This is a genomic window from Streptomyces sp. NPDC007084 (assembly GCF_040703595.1).
In the GTDB taxonomy this organism is placed as follows: Bacteria; Actinomycetota; Actinomycetes; order Streptomycetales; family Streptomycetaceae; genus Streptomyces.
In genome coordinates, this window is the sequence record NZ_JBEYFY010000007.1 from 114795 (window position 1) to 132329 (window position 17535).

Genomic DNA, 17535 nt, shown 5'->3' on the forward strand with positions numbered 1-17535 from the left:
CGGTGGTGGCGCCCTGCTCCCGGGTGGCCGGGGACCGCTCCCCCCGTCTTCCCGCGGCGTTCGGGGGGGGGCGCTCAGAGTTTTCGGGCCCCCCCCACCCCCGTTTCCGTGCGACCGCCCCCGCTTTCGCCCGCCGGGCGTTGAGCCGGGCCTCGGTCAGCGGAGGCCGGGCGGCCGGCAAGGCGGGGGTCAGCGGGGCGGGGTCAGCGGGACCCGCTCAGCCCGCGGCCGGAGCCGGGGCCGGCGCCTGGGCCTTCAGGAGGGCCGGCAGCCGGGTGGTGCGGGGCTTGTGCGGGACATTCGCCACGGCCTGCTGGAGCGCCTGCTCCACGCCGTGCACCACGGACAGATGCCGCTCGGCCCGCCCGAAGGCCGTGTACACCCAGGGCCGGGTCAGCGCCGCCGCCGCGTCACCCGGGAGCACCACGACCGCGGCGGGCCAGCGCAGCCCCACCGCCTGGTGCGCGGTGAGCGCCCAGCCGTGCCGCACGGTCTGCTCCACCCGCTCCTTCGGTACGACGACGGGGCCGCCCGCGCACTCCAGGTGCAGTCCCTCCGCGTCGGCCTTCACCACCCGGCCCTGCGTCACGCGGCCGGGGGCGGGGGAGTGGACGATCCGGTCGCCCGGGTCGAAGCCCCCGAAGCGGCCGGGACCGGGGTTCAGCCGCTCCTTGAGCGCGGTGTTCAGCGCCCGGGTGCCGACCGCGCCGCCGTGCCCGGGCGTGATCACCTGCGTCTGTTCGGCCGGGACGCCGATCGCTCTCGGCACCGAGTCCGCGACGAGCTGCACGGTCCGGTGCACCGCCTCGCCGGCGTCCCGCACCGGCACGATCACGACCTCCTTGCCGGGCGCCTCGACCTGGTTGAGCTCACCGATGCCCACCCCCGAGACCAGCTCCCCGATGGGCCCGGGGTCGGGGGTCCGGGAGGCCACCTGAGGGCAGGCGCGGGCGGCGATCAGGTCCCCGAAGACCCGCCCGGGGCCCGCCGACCACAGCACTCCCGGGTCACCGCTCAGCACGAGGCGGGCCCCGTCCGGCAGGGACTCGGCGAGCACGGCCGCCGTCTCGACGTCGAGCTGCGGGGCGTCGAGGACGACCAGGAGGTCCAGGTCCAGGGCGCCGTCCGCGTCCCGGCCCGGGCCCTCGGCCCCGGAGAGCAGCCCCTCGACGGTCGCGGTGCCGATGCCCGCGCAGCCCCCGGAGTCCGCCGGCCCCCGCTGTCCGTCCCCGGCCCGCTCCTGGCCTTGCTGTCCGTCCCCGGCCCGCTCCTGATCCTGCTGCCCGCTCCCGGCCGGCAGGTCCCTGAGACGGTCACGGCCGCCGGGGGTGTGCGCGGCGGCCCAGCCGCGCAGACCGAGGCCGCGCGCCGCGTGCAGCAGCGCCGCCACCTCGGCGCGCGAGGCGTCGCCGCCGGTGTGCAGCACCAGTCCGTGGGCGGCCACCGCGCGGATCAGTTCACCGGCGGAGCGGGGCGCCGCGCCGGCCGCCTGCTCCCAGTCGGCACCCGAACCGTCCGCCTTGGGCACCGAGTTCATGATCCGGCCCAGACCGTCGGCGAGGCTCTCCTCGGCCAGCGCGTACCGCTCCAGGCCGATGAGGATGCGCACCGGGCGCTCCCGCGGTTCCTCCGAGTCGTCCTGGGGAGCCGCGGGCGCCGGGTCCAGGGCGTCCTGGAAGACCAGCGCGTCACCCTCCGCGAGCGCGGCCTGCACGGCGGCGTCCGGATCGGGCACCGCCTGCCGGCCGAGCGCGGCGGACAGCGCGGGGGCGTCCAGCGCGGTGTGCCCGGCCACGGCCGCCTGTTCCAGGATCCACACGGTCAGCGCGCGGCCCCGGCGCTCGTCGTCCGGACCGCACTCGGCGCCGAGCAGCGCGCGCGCGAACCCGTCCGCCGGTTCGGGCCGCACCCCGGGGACCCGCAGCAACTGCCAGGGGTCCTCGCGCAGTTGACCGTCGGCGCCCTCGCCGAGCACCGCGACGACCTCGGCGGCGAGCGAGTCGGGCGCGCCTCCCTCGGTCAGCACGGCCCGTACGGCGTCGACGGCCTCCGGCGCGGGGGCGCCCGCCCGGGCGGTCTGCGCGGCCACGGGCTGCGGTCGCCGTACCGGCTCCTCGGCGCTGCGGCGCGGCGCGGGCGCCGGTTCGCGGAAGGCGCCGGCGACCGGCTTCTCGCCGCTCTCCACGGCCCGGACGGCCGCGAGCAGGTCCGCCGCCGTGCCGCTGAGCTTGGCCCCGGCCGCGATCGGCGCCTGCTTCTCGGCCTTCCGGCGCTCGATCCGCTCCCGCTCCAGCCGCTGGGCCGCCAGCTCGGCCGCCGCCTCCGACAACTGGGCCGCCGCCTCGGCCTCCGCGGCGGCCCCGGTCCCGGCGGCGGCCTCCGCACCGTCGGCCGCCTCGGCCCCCGCACCGTCGGCCGCCTCGGCCCCCGCACCGTCGCCGCTGTCGCCGTGACCGTCCGCGCCCGTGACAGGGTCCGCATCCGCGTCCGTCTCCGCAGCCGCCGGGGCGGCTCCGTCGCCCGTCTCCGCGCCCGGGTCCTGCGGGGCGCCCGCGGCCGAGTCCGCGCCCGGCGCCCCCGGCTCCGCTTCCTCCGTGGTCTCGGGCTCCGTGCTCACAGCGTGCTCCAGTCGTGATCGGGATAGTGGTGCACCGGGGCCGACACATCGTCAAGCGCCCGGCAGATCTCGTCAGGAAGACTAAGGGTCTCCACTGACAACGCGGCCGCGAGCTGCTGCGCGTTGCGCGCGCCGACGATCGGCGCGGTGACCCCGGGCCGGTCGCGCACCCACGCCAGCGCCACCTGGAGCGGCGTCACGGCGAGACCGTCCGCGGCGATCGACACGGCCTGAACGACACTGCTCGCCGTCTCGTCCAGGTAGGGAGCGACGAACGGGGCGAGATGCTCCGAGCCGCCCCGCGAGTCGGCCGGCGTCCCGGCGCGGTACTTACCGGTGAGCACGCCCCGGCCGAGCGGCGAGGAGGGCAGCAGTCCGACGCCCAGGTCGAGGGCGGCGGGCAGCACCTCCCGTTCGACGCCGCGCTGGAGCAGGGAGTACTCCATCTGCGTACTGGCCAGGCGGGTGCGTATACCGGGCGCGGCGAGCTGCCAGGTGGCCGCCTTGGCGAGCTGCCAGCCGCAGAAGTTGGACACCCCCGCGTAGCGCGCGCGACCGCTGCTGACGGCCAGGTCGAGGGCCTGGAGGGTCTCGTCCAGCGGGGTGCCGGGGTCGTAGGCGTGGACGTGCCACACGTCGACGTAGTCCGTGCCCAGCCGCTCCAGGGAGGCGTCCAGGGCCGACAGCAGATGGCCGCGCGAGCCGTCGAAACGCCGCTCGGGGTCGGGCACGCTGCCGGCCTTGGTCGAGATGACCAGGTCCCGGCGCGGCACGAGGCTCTCGACCAGGCGCCCGAGCAGGTATTCGGCTTCCCCGTCGCCGTACACGTCCGCCGTGTCGACGAGGGTTCCGCCCGCTTCCCAGAACGCCTTCAACAGGTCCGCGGCGTCGTGCTCGTCGGTGTCCCGGCCCCAGGTGAGGGTGCCGAGCCCGATCCGGGACACGCGCAGGCCGGTACGGCCGAGATGCCTCTGCTCCATGGACGCCGAGATTACTGGCCGGAACCGGCCGTGTGGGGGCCTGTGGACAACCGAGATCCGCCGGACCGCCGCACCGGAGAATCCGTGGCCCGGGGCCGGGCCGCGACGGGCGCACGCGGGCGCACCCACGGGGGTAGGAACGGGCGTACGGGCGGGCGCGCGGACCGGCGTACCGGGCGGCGCGCCGGCGGTGTTCCGGGCCGGCGTCAGGAAGGCCGAAGGTGCCACTCCCCGCCCGGCGCGCCCGCACGCTAGGGTCTCGGCCAAGGGACGTTACTGATCAGTAAGGGGATCGGCCATGCAGCTCGGCATCAATCTCGGCTACTGGGGCCTGGGAATGGACGCGGACAATCTCGCCGTGGCCCAGGAGGCCGACCGGCTCGGATACGCCGTCTGCTGGGCCGCCGAGGCCTACGGCTCCGACGCGGTCACCGTACTGAGCTGGGTCGCCGCCAGGACCGAGCGCATCGACGTCGGCTCGGCCATCCTGCAGATCCCGGCCCGGCAGCCCGCCATGACCGCGATGACCGCCGCGACCCTCGACTCCCTGTCGGGCGGCCGGTTCCGCCTCGGCCTCGGCGTCTCGGGCCCGCAGGTCTCCGAGGGCTGGTACGGCGTCAAGTTCGACAAGCCGCTGGCCCGCACCCGCGAGTACGTGGAGATCGTCCGCAAGGCGATGACGCGCGAGCGGCTGTCCTACGAGGGCGCGCACTGGACGCTGCCGCTGCCGGACGGCCCGGGCAAGCCCCTGAAGCTCACGGTGCACCCGGAGCGCGAGCGCATCCCGCTGTACATCGCCGCGATCGGCCCGAAGAACCTGGAGCAGACCGGCGAGATCGCGGACGGCGCGCTGCTCATCTTCCCCTCGGCCGAGCACCTGGAGGAGACCGCGGTCAAGCACCTGCGCGCGGGCCGGGAGAAGGCCGGCAAGACGATGGAGGGCTTCGACGTCTGCCCGACCGTGCCGCTCGCCCTCGGCGACGACAAGGACGTCAGCGCGCTCGCCGACACCTTCCGCCCCTACACCGCCCTCTACGTCGGCGGCATGGGCAGCCGCAAGCAGAACTTCTACAACCAGCTCGCCCAGCGCATGGGCTACGAGAAGGAAGCCGCCGAGATCCAGGACAAGTACCTGTCCGGCGACAAGGAGGGCGCGGCGGCCGCCATCCCGCACGAGCTGATCGACCAGACGAGCCTGCTCGGCTCGGTGGACCGCATCGCCGACCGGATGGCCGCGTACGCCGCCGCCGGTGTCACCACCCTCACGCTGGCTCCGGCGGGCTTCACCCTGGAGGAGCGGATCGCCTCGCTGCGGGCCGGAACCGACGCCCTGGAGCGTGCCGGACTCGCGTAACCGCGCCGGAGCGGAGCCGGGCGGAAGTCTGCGGCCGTGGTGGGGGCTCGGGGGGTCTTCCCCGCCACGGCCGTCACGCGGAACAACGCGCCGGCGCCCGCTTGGTTACGCGCCGGGGCCCCGTTTCGCGTCCGTCGTTCGGCGGATTTGTCCGACACATCGGTTGCCGGTCGCCCGACATCCCATTTGACTCGTTTTCTGCGCAACCCTGCAGAGAGGTGTCAGAGATGCTTTCGGCCAAGAATCTTTTTCAGGAGATCCTCGACGACGACGAGTCGTACCGGCTCTTCTGCTCCATCGCCGCCAGCGGGGAATCGCAGGGCGGCTGGGAGAACGCCCGGATCGCCGCGCTGGTCCCCCCGAGCGAGCGCGACCTCGCGCCCAAGATCGCCCGCCACGGCGCCGACGAGGACAAACACGGGCGGATCTTCAACGCCCTCATGAAGAAGCGCGGCCTGGAACCCGTCGACGTCCCCGCCGACACGGACTACACGATGCTCCTGGAGCGGCACGGCATCGGCCTGGCCCACGACAAGCTCAAGGGCGACCAGCCGCTCACCGTACGGGACATCGTCACCTATCTGGCCCACAGCCGGGTCACCGAACAGCGCGCCTCCGAGCAGATGGACCTGCTGCGCAAGCACTTCGCGGACCACCCCGACATCGGCCGCGCCGTGAAGATGATCTCCAACGACGAGGACAACCACCTCGCCTACTGCCACGAGGAACTGCTGCGCTTCGCCCGCGCCGGCCACGGCCGCACCATCCAGCAGACCCTGCGGACCTGCGCCCACGCCGAGATCCGGATCTACCGGGACGTGAGCCTCGCCGTGATGGCCCACATGGGGCGCCTTCTCGGCTGGTCCCGCGCCAAGGCCGCCGTGCTCGCCGCCGGCATCCACGCCGTCTACGCCTACGAGCGGGCCGTGGGCTGGCGCCGCATGGTCTCCCTGAGCCCGCCCGAGCGGCGCGGCGCCCTCGACGGCCCCGCGACCCCGGCCCCCGAGTTCGCCTGACGCCGGGCCCGCCCTCCTACAGCCAGCCCCGCCGCTTGAACTGCCGGTACAGCAGCACCTCCAGCACGACCATGACCCCCACGACCGCCGGATACGACCACACCCAGTGCAGCTCGGGCATGTGCTCGAAGTTCATGCCGTAGATCCCCGCGATCATCGTGGGGACCGCGGCCATGGCCGCCCACGCGGAGATCTTCCGCATGTCGTCGTTCTGCCGCACGCTCATCTGCGCCAGATGCGCGGAGAGGATGTCCGACACCAGCCGGTCCAGGCCCTCCACCGACTCGTTGACCCGGATCAGGTGGTCGTTGACGTCCCGGAAGAAGGGCCGCGCGTCGGCGTTCACGAACGGCAGCGGCGCCATCGCCAGACCCGCCCCCGACAACCGGGTCAGCGGCGCCGCCAGCGGCACCGTCGCCCGGCGGAACTCCTGCACCTGCCGCTTGAACGCGTAGATCCGCGAAGCGGTGCTCCGGGAGCCGCCCTGCTGCGGCGAGAAGACCTCCGCCTCCAGCTCCTCCAGGTCCGTGCCCAGCTCGGTCGCCACCTCCAGATAGTGGTCCACCGTGGCGTCCGCGATCGAGTAGAGCACCGCCGTCGGCCCGTGCCGCAGCATCTCCGGATCGGCCTCCAGCCGGCGCCGTACGGCCGCCAGCGGCGACTCCTCGCCGTGCCGCACGGTCACCACGAACGAGTCACCGAGGAAGACCATCACCTCCCCGGAGGAGACGGCGTCGCTCTCCGTCTCGTACGACACCGGCTTCAGGACCATGAAGAGCGAGTCCTCGTACAGCTCCAGCTTGGGCCGCTGGTGGGCCTTGAGGGCGTCCTCGACGGCCAGCGGATGCAGCCCGAACTCCTCGGTGACCAGCCCGAACTCCCGCTCGGTCGGCTCGTACAGCCCGATCCACACGAAGGCGTCGCCCTCGGCGCGGCACTGTGCGAGGGCGTCGGAGAGGTCGTCCGGACCCTCCGTCCGCTTCCCGTCCCGGTAGATGGCGCAGTCGACGATCACGGAGCGCATTCTCCTGTCCTGGTGGCCCTGTCGCATGTCCTGCCGGCCCCGCGGTCCGCCGGCCGCCGTTGTCCACAGCCCCCGCCGGGCCCGCGAGCCGTCCGTTTACGCTGGGCCGCATGCCCACTCTGATCCTCGTCCGGCACGGACGTTCCACCGCCAACACCGCGGGCCTGCTCGCCGGCTGGACGCCCGGCGTCGCCCTCGACGAGCGCGGCACCCAGCAGGCCGCGGCGCTGCCCGGGCGGCTCGCCGGGCTGCCGCTCGCCGAGATCGTCGCCAGCCCCCTCCAGCGCTGCCAGGAGACCGTCCAGCCGCTGCGCGAGGCCCGCCCCGAGGTGCCCGCGCACACCGACGAGCGCATCGGAGAGGCCCACTACGGCGACTGGTCCGGCCGCAAGCTCGGCGAGCTCAAGGACGAGCCGCTGATGGAGGTCGTCCAGGCCCACCCGTCCGCCGCCGCGTTCCCGGGCGGCGAGTCGATGCGCGCCATGCAGACCCGCGCCGCCGAAGCGGTCCGCGAGTGGAACGCGCGCGTGGAGCGCGACCACGGCGCCGACGCGGTCTACCTCATGTGCTCCCACGGCGACATCATCAAGGCGCTCGTCGCCGACGCACTCGGACTTCATCTCGACCTCTTCCAGCGGATCTCTGTTGAACCGTGTTCCATCACCGCGATCCGTTACACCCGGTTGCGGCCTTTTCTCGTACGGCTCGGGGACACCGGCGACTTCGCGTCCCTCGCCCCGCGCGAGGAACCGTCGCACGGCGACGCCCCGGTCGGGGGTGGTGCTGGCGCACCGTGATCGTCGGCCGCAGTAGGGTGAAGCGGTCGAAGCAGCGCAGTAGTTGTCAGCCAGTTCTCAGCAGCCGATGCGGGGCGGCGCGGTCAGCCGGCCCTCATGCCGATCCAATGGAGACAGGACGTGTCCCGTCAGGTGTTCCTCTACGACCCCCCGGACCGCTTCGTGGCCGGTACGGTCGGGTTGCCCGGGCGCCGTACCTTCTTCCTCCAGGCCACCTCGGGGCCCCGGGTCACGAGCGTCGCCCTGGAGAAGACCCAGGTCGCCGCACTCGCCGAGCGCATGGAAGAGCTGCTGGACGAGGTCGTCCGGCGCACCGGCGGCAGCGCCCCCGTCCCGGCCATGGCCCCCACCGAGGTAGCCGACACGGCCCCCCTCGACACCCCCGTCGAGGAGGAGTTCCGCGTCGGCACCATGGCGCTGGCCTGGGACGGTGACGAGCAGCGCATGATCGTCGAGGCGCAGGCCCTCGTGGAGCTGGAGGCGGAGTCCGACGAGGACCTCGCCGAGGCCGAGGAGCGCCTCCTCCAGGACGAGGAGAACGGCCCGCCGATGCTCCGGGTCCGCCTCACCGGAGCCCAGGCCCGCGCCTTCGCCAAGCGGGCCCTCGAAGTCGTCAACGCCGGCCGCCCGCCCTGCCCGCTGTGCAGCCTCCCGCTCGACCCGGAAGGACACGTATGTCCGCGCCAGAACGGATACCGCCGCGGAGCGTGACCACCACCGAACTGCTCGCCCGGGGCGAGCTGAAGGTGCGCGGACAGATCCGTGAGGCCTCCAACGCGGTGCTCTACTGCTCGGTGTCCTACGAGGGCCACGAGGCGTCCTGCGTCTACAAGCCCGTCGCCGGCGAGCGCCCCCTGTGGGACTTCCCCGACGGCACGCTCGCCCAGCGCGAGGTCGCCGCCTACGAGGTGTCCGAGGCCACCGGATGGGGGCTCGTGCCGCCCACCGTGCTGCGCGACGGCCCGTACGGCGAGGGCATGTGCCAGCTGTGGATCGAGCCCCCGCCCGGCGAGGACGCCGACGGCCTCCTCGCGCTCGTGGAGGGCGAGGAGCCGGCCGAGGGATGGAAGGCGATCGGCTTCGCCGAGGTCGGCGAGGGCGAGACGGCCCTGCTCGTACACGCCGACGACGCCCGGCTGCGCCGGCTCGCCGTCCTCGACGCCGTGATCAACAACGCCGACCGCAAGGGCGGCCATCTCCTGCCGGCCGCCGGCGGCCGGCTCTACGGCATCGACCACGGCGTCACCTTCAACGCCGACAACAAGCTGCGCACGCTGCTGTGGGGCTGGGCCGGCGAACCGCTCACCGCCGAGGCACTGGAGGTTCTCGCCGCCCTGCGGGCAGCCCTCGCCCCCGGCGCCCCGCTGGCCACCCGGTTGGCCCAACTCGTCACCGCCGCCGAGATCGACGCCACGCGCGCGCGGGTCGAGGCCCTGCTGGCCTCCGGCAAGCACCCCGAGCCCAGCGGCGAGTGGCCCGCCATCCCCTGGCCGCCGGTGTAGCGGCCGGCGGGCCCCTCCGTACCCGGCGCAGCACGAGGACGGGGCACGGCGCAAGAGGGCCTTCCCGGTCATCTGACGCTGGCCGGTTCGTATACGGAAGTTGGGTCCGGTTAGTCTCATGACATGCATGCCTGGCCCGCTTCCGACGTCCCCGCCCTGCCTGGTGAGGGCCGCGACCTCCGGATCCACGACACCGCGACGGGTGGGCTCGTCACCCTCGACCCCGGTCCCGTCGCCCGTATCTACGTCTGCGGCATCACGCCGTACGACGCGACCCACATGGGACACGCGGCGACGTACAACGCGTTCGACCTCGTGCAGCGCGTGTGGCTCGACACCAAGCGGCAGGTCCACTACGTCCAGAACGTGACGGACGTCGACGATCCGCTGCTGGAGCGGGCCCAGCGCGACGGCGTCGACTGGGTGGGCCTCGCCGAGAAGGAGACCACCCTCTTCCGCGAGGACATGACCGCCCTGCGGATGCTCCCGCCGCGCCACTACATAGGCGCCGTCGAGGCCATACCCGGCATCGTGCCGCTCGTCGAGCGGCTGCGCGACGCCGGAGCGGCCTACGAGCTGGAGGGCGACGTCTACTTCTCCGTCGAGTCCGACCCCGACTTCGGCAAGGTGTCCAACCTGGACGCCGCGACGATGCGCCTGCTCTCCGCCGAACGCGGCGGCGACCCGGACCGGCCCGGCAAGAAGAACCCCCTCGACCCGATGCTGTGGATGGCCGCCCGCGAAGGCGAGCCGAGCTGGGACGGCGGCTCCCTGGGCCGTGGCCGCCCCGGCTGGCACATCGAGTGCGTCGCCATCGCCCTCGACCACCTGGGCATGGGCTTCGACGTCCAGGGCGGCGGCTCCGACCTCGCCTTCCCGCACCACGAGATGGGCGCCTCGCACGCCCAGGTGCTGACCGGCGAGTTCCCGATGGCCAAGGCGTACGTCCACGCCGGCATGGTCGGTCTGGACGGCGAGAAGATGTCGAAGTCGAAGGGCAACCTCGTCTTCGTCTCGCAGCTCCGGCGCGACGGCGTAGACCCGGCCGCCATCCGCCTCGCGCTCCTCGCCCACCACTACCGGGCCGACTGGGAGTGGACCGACACCGTCCTCGCCGAGGCGGTCGCGCGCCTGGAGGATTGGCGGGCCGCCGTGTCGCGCCCCGACGGACCGCCGGCCGAGGCCCTGGTCGACGAGATCCGCGCCGCCCTCGCCAACGACCTGGACGCACCGGCCGCGCTCGCCGCGGTCGACCGCTGGGCCGCGCTCCAGCACCGCACCGGCGGCACGGACGAGGGCGCGCCCGGCGTGGTCTCCCGCGCCGTGGACGCCCTCCTGGGCGTGGCGCTGTAACGGTTCCCCGGACGACGACAGGGGCGCCGGGCGGATCACTCCGCCCGGCGCCCCTGCGCGTTTCAGGTTCCGTGTGCCGTGTGCCGCGCGCACCGCCTGCCGCAACGCCCGGCCGTCCGGTTCAGTCCTCCGAGGAGTCCGACGCGTCGGACGGGCCGGCGGGCCCACCAGGGCCGGCGTGCCCACCAGCACCGGTGGGGCCGGTGGAATCCGAAGGGTCGGCGTTCCTCGGCGGCTCCGGCGTCTCCGGCCTTCGCGGGGTCTCCGACTGCTCAGAGGCCGCGTCCGATGAATCGGAGGAGCCGGGGCCGGCGTCGCCGCCGCCCGCCGTCCCGTCGGCATCCTTGCGCCCCTCCGCTGCCGGACCGCCGCCCGGGCCCGTCTCGGACTCGGGACGCTGGGGCATCGGGGGCCGGCTCCGGCCGCCCGGCGCGCCGGGGGTGTCGCGCAGGTAGGACTCGCCGCTCTCCGTCGCGTGACCGCCCGACCCGGCGGCCGGGCCGCCGCCGTCCCTGCGGCGCAGGTAGCGCTCGAACTCGCGGGCGATCGCCTCGCCGGAGGCCTCGGGCAGCTCGGCGGTGTCCCGGGCCTCCTCCAGCGTCTGCACGTACTCGGCGACCTCGCTGTCCTCGGCGGCGAGCTGGTCCACCCCGAGCTGCCAGGCCCGCGCGTCCTCGGGCAGCTCGCCCAGCGGGATGCGCAGGTCGATCAGGTCCTCCAGCCGGTTGAGAAGGGCCAGCGTCGCCTTCGGGTTGGGCGGCTGCGACACGTAGTGCGGCACGGCCGCCCACAGCGACACGGCCGGCACTCCGGCGTGGGTGCAGGCCTCCTGGAGGATGCCGACGATGCCCGTGGGGCCCTCGTACTTGGTCTCCTCCAGGTCCATCGTGCGGGCCAGGTCGGCGTCCGAGGTGACACCGCTGACCGGCACCGGACGGGTGTGCGGGGTGTCACCGAGCAGCGCGCCGAGGATCACCACCAGCTCGACACCCAGCTCGTGCGCGAAGCCGAGCAGTTCGTTGCAGAACGAGCGCCAGCGCATGGACGGCTCGATGCCGCGGACCAGCACCAGGTCGCGCGGTTTGTCGCCGCCGACCCGGACCACCGACAGCCGCGTGGTGGGCCAGGTGATCTTGCGGACGCCGCCGTCCAGCCAGACGGTGGGCCGGTTGACCTGGAAGTCGTAGTAGTCCTCGGCGTCCAGCGCCGCGAACACCTCGCCCTTCCACTCCCTGTCCAGGTGCGCGACCGCGGTGGAGGCGGCGTCACCGGCGTCGTTCCAGCCCTCGAACGCGGCCACCATGACTGGGTCGATCAGCTCGGGAACCCCCTCCAGCTCGATCACCCAGCGCCTCCTTCCGATGTGCCCTCGCGTACGCCCCAACCTTACGGCGTGCCGAGGGTGCCTCAGCAGCCCCCTCGCACGGGGGAGTGAACGGATCACTGCCCCGTCCGGAACCCGGAAACACGCCTGATGGGCAGACCGGACACCCCGTCAGTCATCCGAGCTGTGGGCGCGCGAGGGCGAGACGGGCCTACGGCGTGGACCCGAGCCACCGCTCCACGCTCGCGATGTGCACGGTCGCCCAGGACCGGGCCGCCTCCGCGTCCCGGTCGCGCAGGGCGGCCAGGATGGCCCGGTGTTCGCGCAGGGCGCGGCCGACCGCGTCGCGCTCGGCCAGTCCCCGCCAGACCCGGGCCCGGGCGGCGGGCCCGGACAGCCCGTCGAGGAGCGAGCACAGCACCGCGTTGCCCGACGTCCGCCCGACGCGCCGGTGGAACTCCAGGTCACCGGCGACCAGTTCCTCCACGGTGGACTCCGGTCCGAGCCGGTCCAACTCGTCCGCCAGGGCGTCCAGTTCCGCTTCGGTGATCCGGGTGGCCGCCAGCGCCGTGGCCGCCGGCTCCAGGATGCGGCGCACCGCGAGGAACTCCGGGACCGTGTCGTCCCGGTGCAGGTCGACGACGAAGCCCAGCGTCGCCAGCAGGAGGTGCGGGTCCAGGCTGGTGACGTACGTGCCGTCGCCCTGGCGCACGTCCAGGACGCGCATGAGGGACAGGGCCCGTACGGCCTCGCGCAGCGAGTTGCGGGAGAGCCCCAGGCCGGCCGCCAGCTCGCTCTCCCGGGGGAGCCGGTCGCCGGGCCGCAGCGCACCGGAGACGATCATCGCCTTGATCTTCTCGATGGCCTCGTCGGTGACTGCCATGACCCGGCCTCCAGGTGCCTCAGGACGTCCCCTCAGACATCCGATGTCTCGGCGGCCATTATGCGCGGCGCCGCACACCGGACAAGGGGCGTCCCGGCGGCCGGGGAGCGGGCTTTGACGGGCGGGGGAGAGGCCCGGACGGGCGGCAGGACATGGGCACGGGGGAGGCCCCGACGGAGGCAAGGACACGGGCACAGGGGGAGGGGCGGCACTCCCCCCGTGGGAGCCGCCCCTCGCACCGCCGCCGTGCCTACTTCCGGTCGAGCAGGTCCTGCACCCTGGCCCGGATGTCGTCCGTGGCCAGACCGCGGATGGTCAGCGTCGTCCGGCGGCGCAGCACGTCGTCCGCCGTCTCGGCCCACTCGTGGTCCCGGGCGTAGACGACCTGCGCCCAGATCTCCGGGGCGTCCGGGTGGACGCGCTCGGCCAGCTCCGGGTTCTCGTTCGCCAGCCGGGCGATGTCGAAGGCCAGCGAGCCGTAGTGGGTGGACAGGTGCCGCGCGGTGTCGGCGGCCATCCGGGGGCCGGGCGCGGGCCCGTCCACCAGCAGGCGGTGCGCGACGGCCCGCGGGTTGGCGACACCCGGCAGCGGCAGCTTCTTCGGCAGCTCGGAGATCGGCTCGAAGTCCTCGCCCAGCGGGTGACCGGGCAGCGCCTCCAGCTTCCTCATCACCGTACGGCCGATGTGCCGGAAGGTCGTCCACTTGCCGCCCGCGACCGACAGCATGCCGCCGCGGCCCTCGGTGACGACCGTCTCCCGCTTCGCCTTCGAGGTGTCACCGGGACCGCCCGGCAGCACCCGCAGACCCGCGAAGGAGTACGTGATCAGGTCACGGTCGAGCTGCTGGTCGCGGATGGAGAACGCGGCCTCGTCGAGTATCTGCGCTATGTCCTTGTCGTTGACCGCGACCTCGCCCGGGTCGCCCTCGTACTCCTCGTCGGTCGTGCCGAGCAGCAGCATGTCCTCCCAGGGGAGGGCGAAGGTGATGCGGTACTTGTCGATCGGGGTGGCGAGCGCCGCCTTCCACGGCGCCGTCCGCTTGAGGACCAGGTGCGCCCCCTTGGACAGACGGATGGACGGAGCCGCGTTCGGGTCCTCCATCCGGCGCAGGTGGTCGACCCACGGGCCGGTCGCGTTCAGCACCAGCCGCGCGTTCACGCCGAACTCGTCACCGGACAGCCGGTCGCGCAGCTCGGCGCCGGTGACCCGGCCCCGGGTGAAGCGCAGACCGGAGACCTCGGCGTGGTTGAGGACCACCGCCCCCGACTCGACGGCCGCGCGGACCGTCATGAGCGCCATCCGGGCGTCGTTCATCTGGTCGTCGCCGTACACGGCCACGGCCTTGAGGTTCTCGGTGCGCAGCTCGGGCACGTCCTGCGCGGCCTTGGCGGGGCTCAGCAGATGGCCCACGCCGTCGCCGAACGCCGACAGCGCGGAGTAGGCGAAGACGCCCGCGCCGAGCTTCGCCGCGCCGTGCGGCCCGCCCTTGTACACGGGGAGGTAGAACGTGAGCGGGTTCGCCAGGTGGGGGGCCACCTGACGGGAGACCGCACGGCGCTCGAAGTGGTTCTCCGCGACCAGCTTCACCGCGCCGGTCTGCAGATAGCGCAGACCGCCGTGGAGGAGCTTGGAGGAGGCGGAGGAGGTGGCGCCGGCGAAGTCGCCGGCGTCGACCAGGGCCACCCTCAGTCCGGACTGCGCGGCGTGCCAGGCGGTGGAGATGCCCAGGATGCCGCCGCCGATCACGAGGAGGTCGTACGTCGCCTTGGAGAGCTGCTCCCGGGTCTCGGCGCGGCTCGGGAGGGAGCCGGAGGCCGGGTGCGTACCGAGGGCAGGCACGGACTGCAGGGTGGACTGGCTGGTCATTGCGGGTTCTTACTCCTCGTCAGTTCTCGTCTTCGATCCAGCCCATGGTCCGCTCGACGGCCTTGAGCCAGCTCTTGTACTCACGGTCGCGGACGTCCGCGGCCATGTTGGGGGTCCATTCCGCGGCCCGGCGCCAGTTGGCGCGCAGGTCCTCGGTGTTGGTCCAGAAGCCGACGGCCAGGCCGGCGGCGTAGGCGGCGCCGAGGCAGGTGGTCTCGGCGACCATCGGACGCACCACGGGGGCGTCCAGGACGTCGGCCAGGGTCTGCATCAGCAGATTGTTGGAGGTCATGCCGCCGTCGACCTTGAGCGCCGTGAGTTCGACGCCGGAGTCCTTGGTCATGGCGTCGCTGATCTCGCGGGTCTGCCAGGCGGTGGCCTCCAGGACGGCGCGCGCGATGTGCGCCTTGGTGACGTACCGGGTCAGGCCGGCGATCACACCGCGGGCGTCGGGGCGCCAGTACGGGGCGAACAGGCCCGAGAAGGCGGGTACGAAGTAGGCGCCGCCGTTGTCCTCGACCGAGGAGGCGAGCGTCTCGATCTCGGCGGCGGACTTGATCAGGCCCATCTGGTCGCGCATCCACTGCACCAGCGAGCCGGTGACCGCGATGGACCCTTCGAGCGCGTAGACCGGCTGCTGGTCGCCGATCCGGTAGCCGACCGTGGTCAGCAGGCCCGAGTACGAGTTGATGATCTTATCGCCGGTGTTCATCAGCATGAACGTGCCGGTGCCGTAAGTGGACTTGGCCTCGCCCTCGGCGAAACAGGTCTGGCCGAACAGGGCCGCCTGCTGGTCGCCGAGCGCGGAGGCGACCGGGATGCCGCCGAGCAGCTCGCCGAGCGGGCCGCCGGTGACCTCCCCGTACACCTCGGCGGAGGAGCGGATCTCCGGCAGCATCGCGAGCGGGACGCCGATGGACTCGGCGATCTGCTCGTCCCAGGCCAGGGTGTGCAGGTTCATCAGCAGGGTGCGGGAGGCGTTGGTGACGTCGGTGACGTGCTTGCCGCCGTTCACCCCGCCGGTCAGGTTCCAGATGACCCAGCTGTCCATCGTGCCGAAGAGGATGTCCCCGGCCTCGGCGCGCTCGCGCAGGCCCTCGACGTTGTCCAGCAGCCAGCGGGCCTTGGGGCCGGCGAAGTAGGAGGCGAGGGGCAGCCCGGTCTGGCGGCGGAAGCGGTCCTGGCCGACGTTGCGGCCCAGTTCGCGGCAGAGGGCGTCGGTGCGGGTGTCCTGCCAGACGAGCGCGTTGTGGACCGGCTCACCGGTGTTCTTGTCCCAGAGCAGCGTGGTCTCGCGCTGGTTGGTGATGCCGATGGCCTTGATGTCGTCCCGGGTGATGCCGGCCTTCGAGACGGCCCCGGCGACGACCTCCTGGACGTTGGTCCAGATCTCGGTGGCGTCGTGCTCGACCCAGCCCGGCTTCGGGAAGATCTGCTCGTGCTCCTTCTGGTCGACGGAGACGATGCGTCCGTCGCGGTCGAAGACGATGCAGCGGGACGAGGTGGTGCCCTGGTCGATCGCGGCGATGAAGGGCCCGGCGGTGTGGGCGTCGGTCACGGTGTGCTCCGTAGCTCTCGGGTGTCGTTCTCAGGCGTTCGGGCGGGTGACGGCCGTAGCGTCACTTGAAGGCGATGTTGTACAGGCCACCGGCTATGGCGCCGCCGACGAGCGGGCCGGCCACCGGTATCCAGGCGTAGCTCCAGTCCGAGCCGCCCTTGTTGGGCAGCGGCAGCAGGGAGTGGACGATGCGCGGGCCCAGGTCGCGGACCGGGTTGATGGCGTAGCCGGTCGGCCCGCCGAGCGAGAGGCCGATGCCGACGACGACCAGCGCGGTCACCAGGGCGCCGAGGACGCCGAGTCCGTTGCCGTTGTCGTTCAGGCCCTGCGTGAGGATCGCGAGGACGAGGACCACGGTCGCGATGATCTCGGTCGCGAGGTTCTGCACCGCGTTGCGGATCTCCGGGCCGGTGGAGAAGATCCCGAGCACCGGGCCGGCCTTCGGCGCGGACTTCTGGTCGACCAGGCCTTCCTCGGCCGGCTGCTCCGCGAGGATCTCCGGGTCGGTGAGGTGCGCCTGGAACTGTCCGTAGTACGTGATCCAGACCAGGACGGCGCCGATCATCGCGCCGAGGAGCTGGGAGCCGAGGTAGAGCGGGACATCGCTCCACTTAATGCCGCCCTCGATCGCCAGACCGATGGTCACCGCCGGGTTCAGATGGGCGCCGGAGACTCCGCCCGCGAGATACGCGCCGGTCAGGACCGCGAAGCCCCAGCCGAACGTGATCGCGAGCCAGCCGGCGTTCTGCGCCTTCGAGCGCTTGAGAGTGACGGCGGCGCACACACCGCCGCCGAGCAGGATGAGCACGGCGGTACCGATGGTCTCGCCGATGAAGATGTCGGAGCTGGACACCCGCGACTCCTTTGTCCTTCGTCCAGGGGAAGCCGAACCCCGGGTCCCACCGGTGGTTCGTGCTCTCGGGAAGTGAGAGCGGTCTCGGCCCTGGCATTGCCACACTCTAACTCTTATTGCCGGTAGCTGTTCGACAATGCCGACCGATGGACGGGAGTCTTGCTCTCGTGTTACCAGCTCGTCAAGAGTCCTGTTATCGAAAACACGATCGTTATTGATCGCCGTGTGCTATCGATGCCCGGACGCCCGCCGGCGCACCGGCCGGAGCCCGCCGACGCACCGGCCGGAGCCCGCTGTCGGACGCGCCGGCGCCCGGTCCCGGGCACGCCGAAGGCCGGGAAACATCCGCTTCCCGGCCTCGTCCCGTACGAACCTCTCGCGGCGCCGCGCCCCTCGGAGCCGACGCC

14 protein-coding genes are annotated in these 17535 nt (G+C 73.0%); 6 read left to right on the forward strand and 8 right to left on the reverse strand.

Going from position 1 to position 17535, the window contains the following annotated elements:
* Positions 1–217 precede the first annotated feature (217 nt).
* The gene (locus AB0912_RS09200; RefSeq protein ID WP_366697329.1) at positions 218–2617 is read right to left on the reverse strand and encodes a helix-hairpin-helix domain-containing protein; all 2400 of its coding nucleotides are present in this window, start codon (positions 2615–2617) and stop codon (positions 218–220) included.
* Positions 2614–3597, reverse strand: coding sequence for an aldo/keto reductase (locus AB0912_RS09205; protein ID WP_366697331.1), 984 nt, complete (start codon positions 3595–3597; stop codon positions 2614–2616). The genes AB0912_RS09200 and AB0912_RS09205 overlap by 4 nt, the downstream gene beginning before the upstream one ends.
* A gap of 298 nt (positions 3598–3895) precedes the next feature.
* Here AB0912_RS09205 and AB0912_RS09210 point away from each other — a divergent pair, with 298 nt between their 5' ends.
* On the forward strand, positions 3896–4951 hold the full coding sequence (locus AB0912_RS09210; protein ID WP_366697333.1) for an LLM class F420-dependent oxidoreductase: 1056 nt from the start codon (positions 3896–3898) through the stop codon (positions 4949–4951).
* A gap of 227 nt (positions 4952–5178) precedes the next feature.
* A complete protein-coding gene (locus AB0912_RS09215; RefSeq protein WP_366697335.1) occupies positions 5179–5967 on the forward strand; it encodes a ferritin-like domain-containing protein in 789 nt (262 codons plus the stop codon).
* A 16-nt stretch (positions 5968–5983) separates the two neighbouring features.
* Here the strand turns inward: AB0912_RS09215 and corA are convergent, their stop codons facing one another.
* A complete protein-coding gene (gene corA, locus AB0912_RS09220) occupies positions 5984–6982 on the reverse strand; it encodes a magnesium/cobalt transporter CorA (protein ID WP_366697510.1) in 999 nt (332 codons plus the stop codon).
* Positions 6983–7101: 119 nt separating this feature from the next.
* Between corA and AB0912_RS09225 the strand changes: the two genes are divergently transcribed.
* From AB0912_RS09225 to mshC, 4 genes are all read left to right on the forward strand, one after another.
* Positions 7102–7788 carry a histidine phosphatase family protein gene (locus AB0912_RS09225; protein ID WP_366697337.1) on the forward strand — a complete coding sequence of 229 codons (687 nt, stop codon included), beginning with the start codon at positions 7102–7104 and terminating at the stop codon, positions 7786–7788.
* A 120-nt stretch (positions 7789–7908) separates the two neighbouring features.
* Complete coding sequence (locus AB0912_RS09230) at positions 7909–8499, forward strand: DUF3090 domain-containing protein (protein WP_366697339.1); 591 nt, start codon at positions 7909–7911, stop codon at positions 8497–8499.
* Complete coding sequence (locus AB0912_RS09235) at positions 8463–9290, forward strand: SCO1664 family protein (RefSeq protein WP_366697341.1); 828 nt, start codon at positions 8463–8465, stop codon at positions 9288–9290. Before AB0912_RS09230 ends, AB0912_RS09235 begins: the two co-directional genes overlap by 37 nt.
* A gap of 123 nt (positions 9291–9413) precedes the next feature.
* A complete protein-coding gene (gene mshC, locus AB0912_RS09240; RefSeq protein WP_366697343.1) occupies positions 9414–10643 on the forward strand; it encodes a cysteine--1-D-myo-inosityl 2-amino-2-deoxy-alpha-D-glucopyranoside ligase in 1230 nt (409 codons plus the stop codon).
* 121 nt (positions 10644–10764) lie between these two features.
* Here mshC and AB0912_RS09245 read toward each other — a convergent pair whose 3' ends face one another.
* The 5 genes from AB0912_RS09245 to AB0912_RS09265 form a co-directional block, all read right to left on the reverse strand.
* Positions 10765–11988 carry a PAC2 family protein gene (locus tag AB0912_RS09245; RefSeq protein WP_366697345.1) on the reverse strand — a complete coding sequence of 408 codons (1224 nt, stop codon included), beginning with the start codon at positions 11986–11988 and terminating at the stop codon, positions 10765–10767.
* Positions 11989–12178: 190 nt separating this feature from the next.
* Entirely contained in the window at positions 12179–12850 is a 672-nt protein-coding gene (locus tag AB0912_RS09250; protein ID WP_366697347.1) for a FadR/GntR family transcriptional regulator, read from the reverse strand.
* Positions 12851–13100: 250 nt separating this feature from the next.
* Positions 13101–14717: a glycerol-3-phosphate dehydrogenase/oxidase gene (locus tag AB0912_RS09255; protein ID WP_366697349.1), complete on the reverse strand. Its 1617-nt coding sequence runs from the start codon at positions 14715–14717 to the stop codon at positions 13101–13103.
* Between the two features lie 19 nt (positions 14718–14736).
* Complete coding sequence (glpK, locus tag AB0912_RS09260; RefSeq protein WP_366697351.1) at positions 14737–16275, reverse strand: glycerol kinase GlpK; 1539 nt, start codon at positions 16273–16275, stop codon at positions 14737–14739.
* Between the two features lie 61 nt (positions 16276–16336).
* Complete coding sequence (locus AB0912_RS09265; protein WP_366697353.1) at positions 16337–17128, reverse strand: MIP/aquaporin family protein; 792 nt, start codon at positions 17126–17128, stop codon at positions 16337–16339.
* Positions 17129–17535: the final 407 nt, after the last annotated feature.